At 69.7% G+C, this 19,053-nt stretch carries 14 protein-coding genes; 7 read left to right on the forward strand and 7 right to left on the reverse strand.

Annotated features, from left to right (window positions below; translation table 11 throughout):
• Positions 1 to 10 precede the first annotated feature (10 nt).
• Together OD997_RS17915 and OD997_RS17920 are read right to left on the reverse strand one after the other, a co-directional pair.
• A complete protein-coding gene (locus OD997_RS17915) occupies positions 11 to 1,063 on the reverse strand; it encodes a Gfo/Idh/MocA family protein (RefSeq protein ID WP_434332901.1) in 1,053 nt (350 codons plus the stop codon).
• 40 nt (positions 1,064 to 1,103) lie between these two features.
• A complete protein-coding gene (locus OD997_RS17920; protein ID WP_434332902.1) occupies positions 1,104 to 6,719 on the reverse strand; it encodes a DUF4082 domain-containing protein in 5,616 nt (1,871 codons plus the stop codon).
• 214 nt (positions 6,720 to 6,933) lie between these two features.
• On the opposite strand from OD997_RS17920, the gene OD997_RS17925 reads away from it, so the two are divergent.
• Positions 6,934 to 7,530 (forward strand): acyltransferase, encoded by a 597-nt coding sequence (locus OD997_RS17925; RefSeq protein WP_434332903.1) that lies wholly within the window; start codon positions 6,934 to 6,936, stop codon positions 7,528 to 7,530.
• A gap of 131 nt (positions 7,531 to 7,661) precedes the next feature.
• Positions 7,662 to 8,978, forward strand: a complete 1,317-nt coding sequence (locus OD997_RS17930) for a UDP-glucose dehydrogenase family protein (RefSeq protein ID WP_434332904.1) — start codon at positions 7,662 to 7,664, stop codon at positions 8,976 to 8,978.
• A 10-nt stretch (positions 8,979 to 8,988) separates the two neighbouring features.
• On the opposite strand, the gene lhgO is transcribed toward OD997_RS17930, so the two are convergent.
• From lhgO to OD997_RS17945, 3 genes are all read right to left on the reverse strand, one after another.
• Positions 8,989 to 10,176, reverse strand: a complete 1,188-nt coding sequence (gene lhgO / locus OD997_RS17935) for an L-2-hydroxyglutarate oxidase (protein ID WP_434332905.1) — start codon at positions 10,174 to 10,176, stop codon at positions 8,989 to 8,991.
• A 42-nt stretch (positions 10,177 to 10,218) separates the two neighbouring features.
• Positions 10,219 to 11,403, reverse strand: coding sequence for a glycosyltransferase (locus OD997_RS17940; RefSeq protein ID WP_434332906.1), 1,185 nt, complete (start codon positions 11,401 to 11,403; stop codon positions 10,219 to 10,221).
• Between the two features lie 110 nt (positions 11,404 to 11,513).
• Positions 11,514 to 11,906 (reverse strand): SIP domain-containing protein, encoded by a 393-nt coding sequence (locus OD997_RS17945; RefSeq protein WP_434332907.1) that lies wholly within the window; start codon positions 11,904 to 11,906, stop codon positions 11,514 to 11,516.
• A gap of 100 nt (positions 11,907 to 12,006) precedes the next feature.
• Between OD997_RS17945 and OD997_RS17950 the strand changes: the two genes are divergently transcribed.
• Genes OD997_RS17950 through OD997_RS17960 form a run of 3 tightly spaced genes read left to right on the forward strand, consistent with a single transcriptional unit; the run spans position 12,007 to position 15,515 of the window.
• Positions 12,007 to 12,270 carry a glutaredoxin family protein gene (locus tag OD997_RS17950; protein WP_056309972.1) on the forward strand — a complete coding sequence of 88 codons (264 nt, stop codon included), beginning with the start codon at positions 12,007 to 12,009 and terminating at the stop codon, positions 12,268 to 12,270.
• A gap of 53 nt (positions 12,271 to 12,323) precedes the next feature.
• Positions 12,324 to 13,703, forward strand: a complete 1,380-nt coding sequence (locus OD997_RS17955; protein WP_434332908.1) for an MFS transporter — start codon at positions 12,324 to 12,326, stop codon at positions 13,701 to 13,703.
• A gap of 45 nt (positions 13,704 to 13,748) precedes the next feature.
• Positions 13,749 to 15,515: an aldehyde dehydrogenase family protein gene (locus tag OD997_RS17960; RefSeq protein ID WP_434332909.1), complete on the forward strand. Its 1,767-nt coding sequence runs from the start codon at positions 13,749 to 13,751 to the stop codon at positions 15,513 to 15,515.
• A gap of 39 nt (positions 15,516 to 15,554) precedes the next feature.
• Here OD997_RS17960 and pip read toward each other — a convergent pair whose 3' ends face one another.
• Together pip and ypfJ are read right to left on the reverse strand one after the other, a co-directional pair.
• The gene (pip, locus tag OD997_RS17965; protein WP_434332910.1) at positions 15,555 to 16,517 is read right to left on the reverse strand and encodes a prolyl aminopeptidase; all 963 of its coding nucleotides are present in this window, start codon (positions 16,515 to 16,517) and stop codon (positions 15,555 to 15,557) included.
• 49 nt (positions 16,518 to 16,566) lie between these two features.
• The gene (gene ypfJ / locus OD997_RS17970; RefSeq protein WP_434332911.1) at positions 16,567 to 17,451 is read right to left on the reverse strand and encodes a KPN_02809 family neutral zinc metallopeptidase; all 885 of its coding nucleotides are present in this window, start codon (positions 17,449 to 17,451) and stop codon (positions 16,567 to 16,569) included.
• Positions 17,452 to 17,502: 51 nt separating this feature from the next.
• Here ypfJ and OD997_RS17975 point away from each other — a divergent pair, with 51 nt between their 5' ends.
• Positions 17,503 to 18,492, forward strand: a complete 990-nt coding sequence (locus tag OD997_RS17975; protein WP_434332912.1) for a malate dehydrogenase — start codon at positions 17,503 to 17,505, stop codon at positions 18,490 to 18,492.
• Positions 18,493 to 18,544: 52 nt separating this feature from the next.
• Complete coding sequence (locus tag OD997_RS17980; RefSeq protein ID WP_431074415.1) at positions 18,545 to 19,015, forward strand: recombinase family protein; 471 nt, start codon at positions 18,545 to 18,547, stop codon at positions 19,013 to 19,015.
• The last annotated feature ends 38 nt before the right edge of the window (positions 19,016 to 19,053 follow it).

Here is a 19,053-nt window from a genome sequence, read left to right on the forward strand (position 1 = left end):
CGTGTTCCGTTCAGTTGGTCGTGTCGATGGGGTGGGGCGCACCGGCCGCACGGAGGCTGCCCGCGGCGGCCTCCAGCACCGAGAGCACCCGGAGGCCGGCCGCACCGCTGGTGCGGGCGTCGCGCTTCTCGCGGATCGCACCCGCGAACTCGGCGGCGACGCCGGCGAGGGCCTCGCGCTCGGGCAGCGCCGGCGACCAGGTGTCGCCGAGGCGATACGAGATGTTCGCATCGCGGGCGGTCGCCGTCGTGCTCGACTCCTTCGACTGCAGGGCGAGGTCGACACCGCGGTCGTACACGCTCAGTCGCTGCTGCGGATTGAGGTCGTCCCAGACCAGCGTGCGCTTGGTGCCGCCGATGACCATCTGCCGGATCTTCGTCGGGCTGAGCCAGTTGACGTGGATGTGCGCCATCGCGCCGCCCGCGAGCGGAAGCGTGAGGTACCCGACGCACGACTTGCCGGTCTTGAGGGGGTCCGCGCCCTGAGCCGCGACCGTCGACGCATCCAGTCCGCCCGGGAGGATGAAGTCCATGATCGACAGATCGTGCGGAGCGAGGTCCCAGAAGACGTCGACGTCGGGCTGGATGAGACCCAGGTTGATGCGCACGCTGTCGATGAAGAGGATGTCGCCGAGGAACCCGTCGGCGATGAGCTCGCGGATCTTCAGCACGGCGGGGGTGTAGCAGTAGGTGTGGTCGGCCATCAGCACGAGGCCGCGCTCACGGGCGGCCTCCACCATCTCGAGGCCGCGTTCACGGGTGTCGGCGAGCGGCTTCTCGACGATGACGTGCTTGCCGGCTTCGAGGGCCGCGAGCACGATCGCGTGATGCGTCCGCGCGGGAGTGGCGATCGCCACCGCGTCGATGCCCGGGTCGGCGAGCACCTCGTCGAGGCTGCCCGAGACGGGCACTCCCCCGACGGAGTCCGCGACGCGCTGCGCCCGTTCCGTGTCGAGGTCGCAGATCGCCGCGAGGTTCCAGTCGGGACTGGCGCGGAAGTTCCGCGCCAGGTTCGGTCCCCAGTATCCGGCGCCCACGACGGCGACGTTCAGTCTTTCAGTCACACTTCTCCCCCATCACTGCCGCCCCCTCAGACGAACAGCCTCAGCCAGCGACGACGAACAGCACGTCGACCCAGTAATTGTGAACCGATGTTGCCGCCGGGTGCTCCCGTGAATAGCTGTACGAGCTTCCCGACGCGGGGATGGTGAAAGGCCCCACCACCGTCTCCGTCGCCAGCGTACCGATATCGACCGCGTAACGGCCAGTGGTGCTGTGGAGCCCGACCCGGTACTCGACCCCGGGCTGCAGATCCACAGGGGTCGTGAAGCGCGCGGTCTGCCAGCCGTCGGCGGTCTCGCCGACGAACTCGATCTCCGCGATCTTCTCCCCTGCTGCGTTCCAGAGGTAGCCGGTGTGAGCACCCGTGTTGGTTGCGCCCTTGTAGAAACGGATCCCCTCGGCGGTGCCGGCTGCGGAGACCGAGAACCTCGTCGCGACCTGCACGGCGATGCTCTCCTCCCATGCGGCATGCTGCGGCAGCTGATCGCCGAAGATGGTCGCGGCGTCGACGGTCACCGGCGCCGCCGCGGTCTGGAACGACCACTGGGCGTCGGTCACGGTCGCGCCCGATGCGGCGACCGTCGCCGAGTACGACGTGGCCCACTCCAGCGGCGTCGTCGGAGTGAAGGTGACGGTGCGGGTCGACGCGTCGTAGGTCGACGCCCCCGCCACGGCACCGGCGGGGCCGGTGACCGAGATGCTCGACGCGACGTCTGCGCCGAGGACGGCGGTGACGGTGGTGGTGGGTGCGACCTCGTTCGCGTCGCGTGCCGGAGCGGCCTGCGTCACCGCGACGGTCACCGGCGCGGGCTGCTCCGGGGTCGGCGTCGGAGTCGGGGTCGGAGTCGGCGTCGGTGTCGGCGTGGGAGTCGGAGTCGGGCCCGGTGTCGGGGCCGGTGTCGTCGGGTTCGCGGGCGCGGTGCCGAAGTCGATCTCGGCGTCCACGAAGTACGACGACGCGTTCCAGCTCGACGTCGGGTAGCCGCCGTTCGCTCCGTAGAAGAAGCGTCCGTTCGATGACGCCGGGGCGGTGATGTCTCCCGACACCTTCGCCGTCGCGAAGTACTGGCTCGTGTACGCGTATCCGGTGCTCGTGAGGTACGACACCACGTATGTCGTGCCAGGCTGCAGCGCGACCGGAGTCGTCAGTGCGGCGCGCTGCCAGCCGGATGCGCTCTCGGCGGCGAACTGCACCTGTGCGAGCACCTCGCCGTTCGGCCCCCACAGCGTTCCTCGGTGGGCGCCCGTGTTGGTGGCTCCCTTGAAGAACCGGATCGCGGTCGCGGTTCCGGGCTTCGCCACAGTGAACGCGGTCCCGACCTCGACCGACGAGCCGTCGATCGCCGCGGCGACCTCGGGAGCCTGCCGTCCGAAGAGGTTCTGCACATCGCCGCTGGTCGCGGGCTCGGCCGTCAGGAAGCTCCAGCTGTCGAGGGCGAGGCCGTCGACGGTCACCGTGGCGGTGTACGACGTGGCCGCAGCGAGCGGAGCCACCGGCGTGAAGGTCACCGTGCGCGTCTGCGCGTCGACCGACACCGTCCCGTTCAGCGCGCCCGCGGGTCCCGACACCGTCATCGCGACGGTCTCACCGGACGGAGCGCGGTTGAGGGTGGCGGTGACGGGCGCGCCGACCGCCACGTCCTGGGCACCGTTCGCAGGCACGCGGGTCTGGACCGCGAGAGCCGGGCCGCCGGGCACGAACTCGACGTCGACGAAGTAGTTCGACGAGTTGTAGCTGCTCTTCGGTGCGACTCCGCCGGTGCCGTACCGGTAGAGGCCGTTGTCCGGGCTCATGGCCGTGAGCGGTCCGTTGGTCACCGGGGAGGCGAATCCGCCCGAGGTGTAGGAGTATCCGCCGCGCGGCGCCAGGTACGAGACCGTGTACACCTCGCCGGGCGTCAGCGTCACGGGCGTGCTGAGCTCGGCCCGCTGCCATCCCGACGCCGTCTCGGCCTGGAACGTCACCTGGGCGATCCGGTCGCCGTTCGCGTTCCACAGCGATCCCACGTGCGTGCCGGTGTTGACCTCGGCCTTGTAGAAGCGGATCGCGGTCACAGAACCCGGAACGGATGCGGTGAACGCCATGCCGAGTTCGACCGACGCCGTGCCCGCCGCTTCGGTGCTGGCCGGAAGGCTGCCCCCGAGCACGGTCTCGACGGCGTTCTCACCGGCGGTCTGGAACCACCAGGACACGTCGGGGGCCGAGACGCCGTCGACGCCGTGGATGCCGGTCAGGCTCACGTTCACGACGGCTCCGGCCGGCAGCTTGGCGGTCGGATCGAACGTGACGGTCTTGCCGTCCGCGGAGGTCGTCCACGATCCCGCGACGTTCTGCCCGCCGACGCTGACCACGCCGGAGAAGTCGTCGCGGATCGAGGCCGTGAACGTCGCCGAGGCGTTCGCCGTGCGCGACACATCGGTCGCCGCGTTCGCGGGCGAGGTGGAGACGAGCGCCGCCACGGGAGTCGTCGGGGCGAACACGACGTCCACGCTGTAGTCGGTCGTCGAGGTGCCGGTCGGGAACCCGCCCGCGTAGGTGAACACCGCGCCCTCGGCCGGAACCGACAGAGGACCGCGCGAGTACGGTGTGCTGAACATGCCCGGCGTCGCCGAGTAGCCGCCGCTCGGGGCGACGTAGGAGGCCACATAGGTGGTGCCCGGCTGGACGGCCACGGGGGTGCTCAGCGTCGCGGTCTGCCATCCTGCCGTCGACTCGTTCTGGAAGGCAGCGGTCGCGAGCACGTTTCCTGCGGCGTCCCAGAGGGTTCCGGTGTGCTCACCGGTGTTCGCCGCACCGCGGTAGTACTTGAGGGCGGTGATCGTCCCCGCCTCCGCGACCGTGAACTTCACACCGAGCGTCACGGAGACGTGCTCGGTCTCGGACGGGATGACGGGCACGCGGCTCTCGTTGAACAGGCTGCACGGGCATTCACCCGCCGCCTGGTCGGCGGCCCTCGTCGTGAACGTCCACGTCGAGTCCTCGGCGAGACCGACACCGAGCACGTCGGTGGCGTGCGCCGTGACCGTGTATGCGGTCCGGGGCGAGAGGGCGGCGACCGGGGCGAAGCGCACGGTCTTGGTCGCGGCGTCGTAGGAGACGGTTCCGTCGACCGCGTGCCCTGCGGGATCCGCGACGGAGAGAGAGGCGGATGCCGGGTCGGCGGCGCGCGTGAACGTCGCGGTGATCGAGGCGTCGAGCGCCACGCTCGACACGCCGGCGGCAGGAGTGCGACCCGAGATCCGCAGCGGCGAGGTGTCGGACTTGGTGAAGAGCACGTCGACGAAGTAGTTCGACTCCTTCCACGTCGACGAGGGGAAGGTTCCGGCCGCGCCGAAGACGCCCGGCGCGGCAGCGCCGACGGCGGGGTTCACCGCGACCGGCGACGAGGCCGTGGTGTACGGCCAGTAGAGCGCCTGCATCGAGTATCCGCCGGCAGGAGCGGTGTACGACACCGTGTACTGCTGACCGGCGACGACCTGGACGGGGGTGAGGAACTGCGCGGACTGCCAGCCCTCCGCCGTCTCCGAGGCGAAGCTCACGGTGGCCAGGCGATTCCCCGCGGCATCCCACAGCGATCCTGTGTGCTGCCCGGTGTTCGCCGCGCCCTTGAAGAAGCGCACGCCGGCGATGAAGCCGTCGACGTCCGGAGTGAATCGCAGTCCGAGCTCGACCGCCTGCGCGTCGTCGGCGGAGGCGACTGCGGGCACCACGTCGCCGAGCGCGGAGTACGGACCCCCCACGGTGACGGGCAGCGACGTGCCCTGCTCGGCGAAGTTCCCACTGTCGTCGATCGCACGGGCGACCACGTTCACCGCTCCGTGCCCCTGCTGCAGACCCGTGTACGTCCACGACGTCGTACCCTCGGCCGGGTGCCAGGAGGCTCCTCCGTCGAGAGAGACCTCGACACCGGCCACCTGACCCGCGGCGTCCGACGCGGTTCCGGTCACGGTGATGCCGGTCCCGTTCGCGACGGTGGTGCCGGCGGCCGGCGAGGTGATCGTGGTGACGGGTGCCGTGGTGTCGCCGGACTCCGTCGCGGCGACGAGCCCCGACATCAGCGAGCCGGGCTGCGCGCCCATGTCGGCCATCAGGTTGACCTGCGCCTGCTGCATGCGCGGATCGGCGGGCGCACCGTCGCCGTCGTGGGTCTGGTCGAGTCCCCAGCCCCATTGCACGCTGGCTGCGGAGAAGACGAGGGCGCCGCTGTCGGCGCGGTAGAGGGTCAGGTGGTGCTTGGTCGTGCCGGGCACGACGGTGTTGCCGTAGTCGGTGAGGTACTGCGGGGTCGGCCCGACGGTTGTGGACAGGCGCACGAGTCCCGCGGGCCGGAAGCCGTTGTCGATGTCCTCGTTCGACTCGTAGCCGACGGTGTGCGGCGCGAGTTCCGCCGACGAGCCCGAGGAGAGAGACGCGAGCGGAGTGTTGCGCCACAGCCGGAGCTTGCCCTCGCGGTCCGACACCGTCACGGGGAGGTCGTCGTGATTGACCATGTACATCGTGCCGATCAGCGCGTTCTCGGGCGAGTGGCCTCCCGCCGAGGCGTCGGCGAAACGGGGATCACGCCACGTGCCGGTCCACTCCGTCGCCGGGTCGATCTTGGCGTTGCCCCAGGTCTCCTTGTACGAGACGAGCGTGCGGTACGGGGTGCTCGCACCGTCGACGGACGGCTCGTAGCGGGTGCGCCAGTACCCCTCGTTGCCCGTGAGGAACTGGAAGTTCACTCCCGCATCGCGGGCCGCCTCCATGTTGGCGCGCTGCGCTCCCGACCAGTACTCGTCGTGACCGACCGAGAGGAACACGTCGTGGTTGAGCAGCTGAGCGCCGTCGCGATCCGTGTCGACGCCCGCGATGTAGCTCATGTCATAGCCGTTGCGCTCGAGGAACCGCACGGTGGCGTACTCGCTCGCGAAGTAGAAGTCGCGTCCGTTCTCGTGACCACGGGTGGCGAACGGACGGTTGTAGCTGATCTTGTAGGCGCGGCCGTTGGCGGCGCCCTGGTAGAAGTCCGAGCCGCCGTACGTGTTGTAGGCCTGCCAGGTCGGGTCGGAGGTCTGGAAGACGACGTCCGACGTGTTCCCGTCGTTGCGGACGATGAAGATGATGTGGCTCGCTCCGCCGTCAGCGAGCGTGAGCTTGGCGATGTAGACGCCCGACACCGCGTCGGACGGCACGTTCCAGGAGGCCGAGACTCCCCAGGTGCCGCAGTCGTAGAGCTCGGTGGTGGTGTCCGAGATGCACTCGGGCTGGATCTGCGGGAGCGTGGCGGACGGCACGACCGAGTCGACCTTGCGGGCTCCGAGCCCCTGGTACCAGCCGGTGCGGTAGATGTCGATGGAGTACTGAGCGGCGTCGGTGTCGATCTTGAAATCGACGCGCGATCCCACGTTGACGCTGATGTCGGTGGCGAAGCCCTGGATGCTGGGGTCTCCCGCGCCGGAGATGTCCCACTCCTCGGGATCGGTGCCCTGCTTCTGGTTCTCGCACACGATCGCGTTGACGTCGGGACCGCACGGGCTCGCCGCGGAGGCCGTCTCGGGCTGCGTGGCGATGAGCATCGCGGCAGCGACCGCGATCAGCGCGCCGATCGCGATCACGCGCCGATGCAGCGGCGTCCTGGCGCGACGAACAGCGGTCTCGTCGATGACGATGTTCCCCATGAGATTCCCCAGTTTTCAGCTGACCGGCTCACGCCGCAGCTTTCTTACGATCGGTGTCAATGATCGAAGGCGAACTCCCACAGCCTCCCCAGGCAACGGTGAGTTCGCATTCCCCACCTCGCAGTGTACCGGGATACAGCCGGAGATTACGAGTCCCAATTCTCGGCCTCCCTCAGGCCTGGAGCACGACAAGTGTCTGCGAGATGATGGCGGCATGACAGACGATCCCGTGATCCAGCCCTCCGCAGATGTCTCCGACCTCGCCGCCATCGGGGTGCGGACGCGGGTCTGGCACCTCGCCCAGGTGCGCGAAGGCGCGCAGATCGGGGCGGACTGCAACATCGGTCGCGGCGCGTACGTCGGGCCCGAGGTCGTCATCGGGAACTCCTGCAAGCTCCAGAACTACGCTCTCGTGTACGAGCCGGCACGGCTGGGCGACGGGGTCTTCATCGGACCGGCGGCGGTGCTCACCAACGACGAGTATCCCCGGGCGGCGAACCCCGACGGCACCCCCAAGGGCACGGACGACTGGCATGCCGTGGGCGTGACCGTCGAGGCCGGAGCGTCGATCGGTGCCCGCGCGGTCTGCGTGGCCCCGGTCACGATCGGTGCCTGGGCGCTCGTCGCCGCCGGCGCGGTGGTCACGAAGGACGTCGTGCCGCACGCCCTCGTCGTCGGCGTCCCCGCCCGGAGGATCGGCTGGGTCGGCACCGCCGGCCACCCGCTCGAGGCGGAGGGCGACGACTGGGTGTGTCCGGTCTCGGGCGAGCGCTACCGCGAGACGGACGGTACGCTCAGCGCGATCGTGTGAGCGGTTCCGCCTCCCGTCGGACTCCGTCCGCGGAGACGAGAGCTTTTGGGTCCGATCTCCTCCATGATGGAGAGGACTCGGATCTCAATCGATGCGGGCATGGGGAAGTTTTCGAACGAGGGGGATCTGAGATGCGCGTCTCAGTCATCGGTTGCGGGTATCTGGGGGCCGTCCATGCGGCGGCGATGGCCGAGCTCGGCCACGACGTCGTCGGCATCGACGTCGACGAGCGCAAGGTCGCGGCTCTGACACGGGGCGAGGCGCCGTTCTTCGAACCCGGGCTCCCCGAGCTGCTGACCGCTCACGTGGAATCCGGGCGCCTGCGGTTCTCGACGCGGATGGAGGACGCCGCAGGTTCCCGCATCCACTTCGTCGCCGTGGGAACCCCGCAGAGCAAGACGGGCAATCAGGCCGACATGACGTACGTGGATGGCGCGATCGCGTCGCTCCTTCCGCACACCACCGCGGGCGAGATCATCGTCGGCAAGTCCACCGTTCCGGTCGGGTCGGCATCGCGCCTCGCCGCGGTCGTCGCCGAGTCGGGGAGCGGCGCGTTGCTGGCGTGGAACCCCGAGTTCCTCCGCGAAGGGTGGGCCGTCAAGGACTCGCTCGCACCGGATCGGCTCGTGTTCGGTCTCCCTCCCGAGCCCGAACAGGCGGAGGTCGCCGAATCCGCGCTCCGCGAGGCGTACGGCCCGGTGCTCGATCTCGGAACCCCGCTGGTGGTCACCGACTTCGCGACGGCGGAGCTCGTGAAGGTCGCGGCGAACGCATTCCTCGCCACGAAGATCTCCTTCATCAACGCGATGGCCGAGATCGCCGAGGTCACGGGCGCCGATGTCACCCAGCTCGCGGATGCGATCGGTCACGACGAGCGGATCGGCCGCCGATTCCTCGGCGCCGGCGTCGGGTTCGGCGGCGGGTGCCTGCCGAAGGACATCCGAGCGTTCACCGCTCGCGCGGAGGAGCTCGGCCGCGGCGAGTCAGTCGCGTTCCTGAAGGAGATCGACGCGATCAACCTGCGTCGCCGCCAGCGCGTCGTGGATCACGTCGTCGAGCTCCTCGACGACCAGCCCCACGGCAAGACCGTCGCCGTGCTCGGCCTCGCCTTCAAGCCGCACTCCGACGATGTGCGCGATTCGCCCGCGCTCGACGTCGCCGTGCGACTGAAGGGTCTCGGCGCGCACGTGAGGGCGACGGACCCCGAGGCGATCGCGAACTCCCGCGCCCTGCATCCTCAGCTCGACTACCGCGAGTCCCTCGAGGAGACCCTCGACGGCGCCGACGTGGTGGTGCTCGTCACGGAATGGGACGAGTACCGCTATCTCGATCCCGCACATGTGGCGGGGTTGGTCGCCGGACGCAGGATCGTCGACGCGCGCAACAGCTACGACCCGCAGAGCTGGCGCGCGGCCGGGTGGACCTACCGCGGCCTCGGTCGGCGCTGACGACCTCGACTCACTCCGCGGTGAGCACGTCCACGATGTGCTCACCGATGAGCAGCGACGCCGTGGCCGCCGGGGACGGCGCGTTGAGCACGTGGAGAGCGCGTCCGCTGCGCAGGAAGAAGAAGTCGTCGAGCATGCGTCCGTCGCGACCGACGGCCTGCGCGCGCACTCCCGCCTGCGAGGGGACGAGATCGCCCGGCTGGAGCTCGGGGACCATCTCCTGCGCGGCCCGCAGCATGGCCCGACCCGAGAGCGATCGGACGATCTCCTTCGCCCCGACGAGGGCGAATCGAGAGCCCAGCCGCCAGGCGCCGGGGAACAGCAGCGAATCGGCGGTGTCGCGCACCGAGATCCGTCCCCAGGAGTAGCCCTCGCGGGCCAGCGCGGGCACGGCGTTCGGCCCCACGTGCACCGTTCCGTCGATGCCGCGGGTGAGGTGGACGCCCAGGAAGGGGAGATCGGGGTCGGGCACCGGGTACACCAGCCCCCGCACGAGGTCCGCGCGGTCCGCGCGGAGTTCGCTGTACTCGCCGCGGAACGGCACGATGCGCACGTCGACGTCGAGCCCTGAGCGACGCGCGATGCGGTCGGCATGCAGCCCTCCGCACACCGCGACACGGTGGGCGATGAGGGTGTGGTCGCCCGCCTCGATGCGCGCGCCCTCTGCGGTGTCGACGACCGAGGAGACCTCGACGCCGAACCTCACCTCGCCGCCGGCCTCGCGCACCTCGCGCGCGATCGCGCGCGACACCTCGCCGTAGTCGACGCGTCCGGTCGGTTCCACCACGAGCGCCTGGAGGACGTCGATGTGCGGTTCGCGCTCGGCGATCTCCCCCGGCTCCGGGTCTCGCAGGGCGACGCCGTTCGCGATCCCGCGCGCCCGCAGAGCTTCGAGCCGGGGCAGGTCGCCTGGCCTCGTGGCGACGACGAGCTTGCCCGGAACGTCGTACGGGATGCCCTTCTCCTCGCAGTAGTCCTGGATCATCCGACCGCCGCGGATCGCGAAGTCCGCCTTGAGCGACCCCGGGGTGTAGTACAGCCCGGAGTGGATCACTCCCGAGTTGCGCCCCGTCTGGTGCAGCGCGACCGCGTCCTCCTTCTCGAGGACGACGAGCGGTCGGTCGGGCTCGCGGCGCAGCATCGCCCGCGCGGTCGCGAGACCGACGATCCCTCCTCCGACGACGACGTTAGGGAGCATCGGTGGTCCTTCCGTGGAGCGTGTTCGATGACGGGACGGCGGTCACAGCTCGCCGGGCTTCATGGCCTCGGCGTCGATCGCCCGGATGATCCGGACGGCGGCGGTGTCCGGCCGCGGTTCGGCCCCCGCCGCATCCGCCTGGCGGTGACGCCGCGGCGCGTAGACGAACAGCGAGTGGAACAGGAAGCGCGCGAAGAAGGCGACGATCAGGGTCAGCCCCGTGGCGAGCACGCTCGAGATGTGCCACGTCTCGACCATCAGCGCCATCACGGGGATGCGCAGTGCCGCCTCCGCGTTGTTGAACGTGAACGACGTGACGAAGCGCATCCCGAGGCCGCGCGCATCCGTGCGCATGTCGGCGAAGACGAAGCGCTCCTGCAGCAGGAAATTGCCGATGATCGTGACCTCGGCACCGATGATCGCCGCCCAGATGTAGGGGACTCCGGCAGCTGTGAGCATCCACATGATCCCGAGGTTGGCGATGGCGCCGATGACTCCGATGAACGCGAACAGCGACATCTTGCCGAACCGCAGGCGCGCCAGATGGGCGACGAAGGTGGCGCCCTGCCGCAGACTCGCCTTGGACGTGCCGTTCCGACGCTCGGCGAACTCCATCGGCACCTCGGCGATGCGAAGGTCGGTCCGCGCCAGGATCTCGAGCAGGATCTTGAAGCCCTGCGGGCGCAATGCATCGATGTCGAGACGCGTGCGGTCGACCAGGAAGAATCCGGTCATCGGGTCGGTGCTGCGGGCGAGCCGGATCGGGAACATCGCCCTCGTCAACCAGGTCGCGGCTCGGGAGACGCCGAAGCGCACAGCGGTGCCGAGACCGCTCGTGTCTCCGCCTCCGACGTATCGCGAGGCGGCGACCACATCGACGTCCCCTGCGTCATACCGGCTCAGGAGAGCGGGGAGGAGCTCGGGCGGATGCTGCAGATCGCCGTCCATGACGATGCAGAGGTCGGTGCCTGCTGCGCGGAGTCCCACGACCACGGCTCCGGCGAGACCGCCTGCGGCGTCGTCCCGATGGATCACGCGAACGGGAAGCGGCGCCGCTGCGGCGACGCGCTCCACCTCGAGGTCGGTGCCGTCGGTGCCGTCGTCCACGTAGAGGATCTCGGCGTCGTATCCGGCGAGCGCCACCGCCGCCCGGTGCACGAGCTCCTCGACGTCGTCGCGTTCGTCGAAGGTCGGCACAATGACCGTGACCGCTGTCCCCACGAGCATCCCTCCGTCGCTTCACGCATCGCGCAGGGGTCCATCGTTCCATGTATTCCTGTGGGCGGAGAACTCCGCGGGCACCGGTGCGACGGTTCGCCCCCGCTGAGGCGTCGCGATCAGTTGGCCACGCCGAGCAGGCTGCGAGCCATGCGCGCGACGTGCGGCGGAGTATGCGCACCGAGCCAGACCGTCCACTGCAGCGGCGGCTCCGAGCACGTCCACTCGACGCACCACGAGTGCACCGCGGTGGCGAGCCGCTCCCCCTTGGCGTGCTGGCGGATGCCGTCGCCTCGCAGCAGCCAGCGCACCGAGATGCCCTCGGGCACATCGATGTGGCGGAACTGGATGCGTGCGGCCGCTTCGAGCATGATGACCCCCTCCGCATCCCAGGGCAGACGGGACGCGATGGCCGCGATCGCCCCGACATCGGTCGAGTCCCCAGCGATCAGCACGACGCCCTCGATGTGCTCCCAGTCCGGATCCTCAAGGTGCTCGCACGCAGTGTTCATGGGATCGAGTATAGGTAAGGCTAGCCTTACCTAGCAACGGTCGGGTTCCCGCGGTACCCGATTCGGCGCCCGTCCAGCCATGCGGCTCTACCCTGGATACATGACTTCTCCTGCAGAATCCGCGATCACACTGTTCGGCGCCGACTGGTGCCGCGACTGCATCCGCACCAAGAAGCAGCTCGACGGACTCGGTGTCGAGTACACCTACGTCGACCTCGTCGCCGACCCGTCGGCCGCCGACGTCGCGAAGGAGATCTCGGGCCGCACGAACATCCCCGTCGTGCTCTACCCCGACTCCTCTCACCACGTCGAGCCGTCGAACGCCGACGTCGAGTCGAAGCTGCGCGAACTCTCCCTCATCTGAGTCCGCTCCTCTGACCCCGCTGCGGGCTCTTTGCGCACCGATACACTGGCGCGATGAGCACCGCGGCTCGGCCTGAACGAGCATCCGCCCGCCTGTCCGCCCGCACGGTCGCGCTGTACGCGATCGGCTCGCTGGGCACGGGGGGTTACGCGACCCTTCCGGGTCTCGTGCTGACGTACTTCCTCACCGACAACCTCGGTGTCGCCGCTCTCGCGGCCGGTCTGATCGTGACAGCGGCCAAGATCTGGGACGTCGTCATCGACCCGCTGATCGGGGCGGCATCCGATCGCCAGTACGCGAAGACAGGCTCCCGTCGGGGTTTCATGGTGGTGGGCGCCCTCACGCTCCCGCTGTTCTTCGCGCTCACGTTCGCTGTGCCTCCGTCGTGGGGACCGACAGCGGGCGCGATCTGCGTGCTCCTCGCTTTCCTCGCGACGGCCACGTCGTTCAGTCTGTTCCAGGTTCCTTACGTCGCACTGCCCGCCGAACTCACCTCTGGCTACGACGAGCGCACCCGGCTGCTCGGGTGGCGCGTGGTCGTGCTCACCGCGGCGATCCTGCTCTTCGGTGCCGGCGGACCCGAGCTGCGCAGCGCCGGGTCCGACCCGGCCGCGGGGTACCTCCTGATGGGCGTCGTCGCGGGCATCACCATCGGCGTCGGCATGCTCATCGCGTCACGCACCGCGGATGCCGCCGCACACCGCCCGGACGACGGCGAGCGCCGCCAGCTCACTGCGCCGGCGGGGATCCGCGAGCAGTACGCGGCCGGCGTGCGCACGCTGCGCCGCAGCCAGCCGTTCCGGGCGCTGCTCGGCACCTTCCTGCTGCAGGCCCTGGCTACGGGCACCATGCTCGCCGCCGCACAGTATGTGGCCACGTGGGTGCTGCGCAGCGAGGATGCCGTCACCCTGGTGTTCCTGGCTCTCGTCGGCCCTGCCCTCATCGCCACCCCCGTCTGGACGGTCGTCGCGCGGAGGATCGGCAAGGAACGGGCGTTCGCCATCGCGAGCATCCTGTTCACGGCCGCCGCTGCGTCCCTCGTCCTTGCCGCCTGGATGCCCGGCACCTGGATGTACGGCGCGATCGGATTCGCCGGCATCGCATACGCCGGACTGCAGTCCCTCCCGATGGCGATGCTCCCCGATGTCATCTCGCATGACGAGCGCATCAGCGGCAGGGGCCAGGCGGGCACGTTCACGGGGGTGTGGACGGCGGGCGAGACGGTCGGGTTCGCCCTGGGCGCCACAGCTGTCTCGCTCACCCTCGCGGCCACCGGATACGTCTCGACCGTCGCCGGCGTGACGGCACAGCAGCCGGACGCGGCGATCATGGGGATCGTGCTGAGCTTCAGCCTCCTTCCCGCACTCCTGATGGTGGCGAGCATGCTCACCCTTCGCCGATACCGGCTGCGTCGCGCCGACATCGACGCCTGAGCGAGCGCCCGGCCTAAGCTGGGATCCCGTCCGAAGGAGACGCCGATGACTTCTGCGACCACGCCCGCCGCCAAGACGACGACCACGACGACCACCACCGACCTGCCGGAGGGCGAACGCGAACGCCTCGATGCCGCGATCGCGGAGCTCCACGTCGGCAGTCGCACCTGGTCTGCGCTGACCCTCGCACAGCGCGTCACCCTGCTGCACGGCGTCCGCACGAGTGTCGCTGCGACCGCGGAGGACTGGGCGAACACGGCCGCAGCATCCAAGGGCCTCGACGGCCGGCATCCCCTGCGCGGGGAGGAATGGCTCAGCGGGCCGTACAGCGTGCTCGGGGCTCTCGACGCGTACATCGAGACCCTCACTCGCCTCGCGAACGGCACCAATCCACTCGACGGCGTCAGGATCGACCGAGCACCCGGCGGACGCTCTCGCGTGCACGCCTTCCCGCTGACGAGCATCGACCGGTTCCTGCTCTCGGGCTACACGGGCGAGGTGTGGCTGGAACCGGGGATCACCCCGAACGGTGCGCGGGCCGCGGCCGGCCTCGCTCAGCGCACGCCGTCGGAGTCCGGGGGCGTGGGGCTCGTGCTCGGCGCCGGCAACATCACCTCGATCCCCGTGCTCGACGTGCTCTACGAGCTGCTGGCGCACAACCGCACCGCACTGCTCAAGGTCAACCCGACCCAGGATGCTCTCGTGCCGGTGTACAAGCGCGCCTTCGCCCCGCTGATCGCTCTCGGCCTGCTGCGGATCGTGCGCGGGGGGCCTGCGGTGGGGGTCTACCTGACGGGACACCCCGATCTCGCGCACGTGCACATCACCGGATCCGCCGCGACGTTCGACGCGATCGTCTGGGGCTCGGGATCAGCCGCCACGCGTCGGCGTCGCGAGAACCGACCGCAGCTGAAGAAGCCCATCACCGCTGAGCTCGGTGGAGTCTCGCCGATCATCATCGTGCCGGGCGACTGGACGGCCGCCGACCTCACGTATCAGGCCGAGCACGTCGCGACCATGCGTCTGCAGAACAGCGGCCACAACTGCATCGCCGGCCAGGTCGTCATCCTGTCGTCGGACTGGGCGCAGGCCGACGACTTCCGGGCGGCCCTGCGACGCGCCTACGCCAACGCTCCCGAGCGCCCGATCTGGTACCCGGGCTCGCCCTCGCGGATGGACCTCGCGACAGAGGCCTACCCCGATGCCCTCGTGCTCGGCGACCGCCTGCTGGTCGAGATCGAGCAGGGCGACGACGCCGCAGCACTGCAGAGCACCGAATACTTCGCTCCCGTCCTGGGCGTCGTCTCTGTCGCCGGCACCGGGCAGGAGTTCCTCGACTCCGCGGTGGCCTACGCGAACGAGCAGCTGCAGGGCACGCTGGGAGCCAATCTGCTGATCGACCCGTCGACCGAGAAGACGCTCGGCGCCGGGTTCGACCGGGCGATCGCGGCGCTGCGCTACGGCTCGATCGCGATCAACGGATGGACCGCCTTCGGCTTCATCACACCGACCCTGACCTGGGGGGCGTTCCCCGGCAGCACGATCGACGACGTCGGCAGCGGCATCGGGGTCGTCCACAATGCGCTGCTGCTCGACGGCGTCGAGCGCTCGGTGATCCGCGGCCCCTTCCGGCCGTTCCCGCGTTCGCTGCCGATCGCGAACGGCGGTGGGCGCCTCACGATCCTCCCGAAGCCGCCGTGGTTCGTGTCGGCACGCACGGGTGCCGCGGTGAGCGAAGGCCTCACACGGTTCCGCGCGAACGGCGGGATCGTCGGACTCCTGAAGACGCTGACCCAGGCGTTGCGCTCCTGAGCATCCTCGACCTCTGAACGCTCCGACCGCTGCGGGGTCTCAGCTCGCGAAGCGGTCGGTCGCCGCTCGCAGTGCCCGCTGGGTGCCGGGTTCCGTCGCCGAGTGGCCGGCGTCGTCGACCACGACGAACTCCGCCTCCGGCCATGCGACATGCAGATCCCACGCGGTCATCATCGGCGTGCACACATCATGACGCCCCTGCACGATGACGGTCGGGATGTGACGGATGCCGTCGACCCCGGCGATCAGCTGACCCTCCGACCACCATCCGCGGTTCACGAAGAAGTGGTTCTCGATGCGGGCGAACGCGGTCGCGGTACGCGGGTCGGACATCGCCTCGATCTGCGCGGCGTCCGGACGCAGCGTGACCGTCGACGCCTCCCACCGCGACCAGGCGACCGCCGCCGGCTCGTGGATGGCCGGGTCGGGGTCGAACAGCCGCCGATGATAGGCCTCGATCATGTGCGACCGCTCGAGCACCGGGATCGGAGCGAGGAACTCCTCCCACAGATCCGGGAAGAGCGCCGCCGCGCCGCCCTCGTAGAACCACTCCAGCTCCTCGCGGCGCAGCGTGAAGATACCCCGGAGGATGAGTTCGCTCACGGCATCCGGATGCGCCTGCGCATAGGCGAGAGCCAGCGCACTCCCCCACGATCCGCCGAACACCTGCCACTGCTCGATGCCGAGGTTGCGGCGAAGCAGCTCGATGTCGGCGATCAGGTGCGCGGTGGTGACGAAGCGGAGATCCACGTCGGGCGCGCTCGCGTGCGGGGTGCTGCGCCCACAGCCGCGCTGGTCGAGCAGCACGATCCGATACGCCTCGGGGTCGAAGAACCGGCGCTGCCAGGCGGAGGTGCCGCTTCCCGGCCCTCCGTGCAGGAACACCACGGGCTTGCCGTCGGGATTGCCGCTGACCTCCCAGTACATGCGGTGACCGTCGCCGACGAGCAGCTCACCGGTCTCGTACGGTTCGATCGGCGGATACAGCGCGTCCAGGTCCATCGTCTTCTCCCCAGGGTCTCAGCAGTCCGTCGTGATCACGTCGACGTGATCAGAGCTGGTCCCCCGACAGCGTCAGAGGCTGCTCGCACACGTCGAGTCCGTTCTTGTAGCCGCTCGCGAACCAGTACTTGCGCTGCTCGCTCGAGCCGTGCGTGAAGCTCTCGGGGTTCACAGACCCCGACGACTGCTGCTGGATGTTGTCGTCGCCGACGGTGTTCGCCGCGTTCAGCGCATCGGTGATCTCAGCCTCGGTCGGCGCCAGCAGGTAGGGGACCCCGTCTGGGTCCTTCTCCTTCGTCATCTGACCGATCCAGGCACCCGCGTAGCAGTCGGCCTGCAGCTCGATGCGCACACCGTTGCTGTCGGGACCCGTGCCGTTGTTCGGGTACCGGTCCATGACGCCGGTGATGTTCTGGATGTGGTGTCCCCACTCGTGCCCCACGATGTAGAGCTGCGCGAGGTTGCCGGCGGATGCTCCGAACTGCTGCTGCATGAGATCGAAGAACGTGGGATCGATGTAGACCGTCTCGTCCGGCGGGCAGTAGAAGGGACCGACCGCATTGGAGGCCGTACCGCACGCGGTCGAGGTCGCCCCGTCGACGATGATGAGCTGCGGCGCCCGGTACGGGTCGACGTAGTCCTCCCAGTAGCCGTCGAGCGCCAGCTGCGAGCTCGCCACCCGGCAGTCGACGTTCTCGTTGGCGTCCTCACCGGTGAGGCAGTTCTCGATCACGCTGCCCTCCTGCGGCTCGGATCCGTCGCCGGTGGCTCCCCCGCCCCCGAGGAGGCCCGTCAGGTCGATCCCCAGCAGCGGCCCCGCGATGAGGGCGATGATGCCGAGCAGGCCGACGCCGCCGGCTCCGGCGACGACGGCGCCGCGACCGCGCCGTCTGGCGGTGTTGCCGGAGACATCGGCATCTGGGTTGAAGGTCATGCCACGAGGGTACTCTGCACCGAGGGTTCGTCACGGTCGTAGGCTCGAGTCATGACGACCACGATCACGCTGACCGGTGCAGGCGGACAGATCGGATACGCGCTGCTCTTCCGCATCGCAGCCGGAGACCTGCTCGGACCCGATGAGAAGGTCCGGCTGCGACTGCTCGAGATCCCCCAGGGGCTCGGTGCCGCCGAAGGCGCGGCGCTCGAACTGCAGGACGGCGCCTTCGGGCTGCTCGAGCATGTCGAGGTGACCGACGACCCCGCCGTCGGTTTCGACGGAGCCGACCTCGCACTGCTGGTCGGAGCGCGGCCGCGCGGGCCCGGCATGGAACGGGGAGACCTGCTGGCCGCGAACGCGGGCATCTTCGGACCGCAGGGAGCGGCGATCGCCGCACACGCCTCGTCCGATGTGCGCGTGACCGTGGTCGGGAACCCGGCGAACACGAATGCGCTCATCGCGGCGGCGTCCGCAGACGGCGTTCCCGCCGAGCGGTTCACCGCGCTCACCCGCCTCGACGAGAACCGGGCGAGGGCTCAGCTCGCGCAGACGCTGGCAGCACCGGTCGACACGGTGCGACGGGTGCCGATCTGGGGCAACCACTCGGCGACGCAGTTCCCCGATGTCTCGCACGCGACGGTCGGCGGCGCTCCGGTGGCCGATGCCCTCGAGGCCATCGTCGGTGACGTGCCCGCGTGGCTCGACGAGACGTTCATCCCGCGGGTCGCGAAGCGCGGGGCGGAGATCATCGAGGTGCGCGGATCGTCGTCGGTGGCCTCGGCCGCGAACGCGACGATCGAGCACGTGCGCGACTGGGTGCGCGGCACCGACGACTGGACGTCGGCCGGCGTCGTCTCCCACGGCGAGTACGCGGTTCCGGCAGGTCTGATCTCGTCGTTCCCGGTGCGTTCGATCGACGGCGAGTGGCAGATCGTCGAGGGACTCGAGGTCAGCGACTGGGCCCGCGCACGCATCGATGCCTCCGTCGCGGAGCTGGTCGAGGAGCGCGAAGCGGTGCGAGCCCTCGGGATGCTCTGAAAGGTCACCGCGCGGCCCCGGATCAGGGCAGAATGGATGCCGGAGGTGCGCGATGAGCGAGACGATCGATCCCATGAAGGCGACGGCATCCGTCGACGAGGCCCTGACGAGTCCGCTGCACCTGCCGCATGCGGCAGCGGAATGCCCGAAGTGCTTCACCGAACTGCAGCAGAACCGCGATTTCTGGCTCGCCCGCCCGGACGGCTCCCGCCTCGTCGGACTCGTCGTGTCGCGCGAAGGCATGCCCTCGGTGGTCGAGCAGCGTGACGACCTCACCCGGTTCGGTGTGCCGATCGAGGGGTTCCGTCACCCCTCCCCCGACATCCTCGAGAGCTGGAGCGACCGGCTCTCACGGCTCATCGGCACCCTGAAGACGGGCGACGTGCTCGTCGTCGCGAACATCCACGCCCTTGGCCGCGACGCCGACGAAGGCGCCCGCACGGCCAAGGAGCTGCGCCGCCACGGCATCATCGTCAAGGTGCTGAGCCACAACGCACGCCACCTGGCCGACGCCGCGCGCTGACCCCCGGGCGAGGGCGCCGGATCACTGAGACCCGGTTC

Source organism: Microbacterium sp. CGR1, from assembly GCF_051062835.1.
GTDB lineage: Bacteria > Actinomycetota > Actinomycetes > Actinomycetales > Microbacteriaceae > Microbacterium.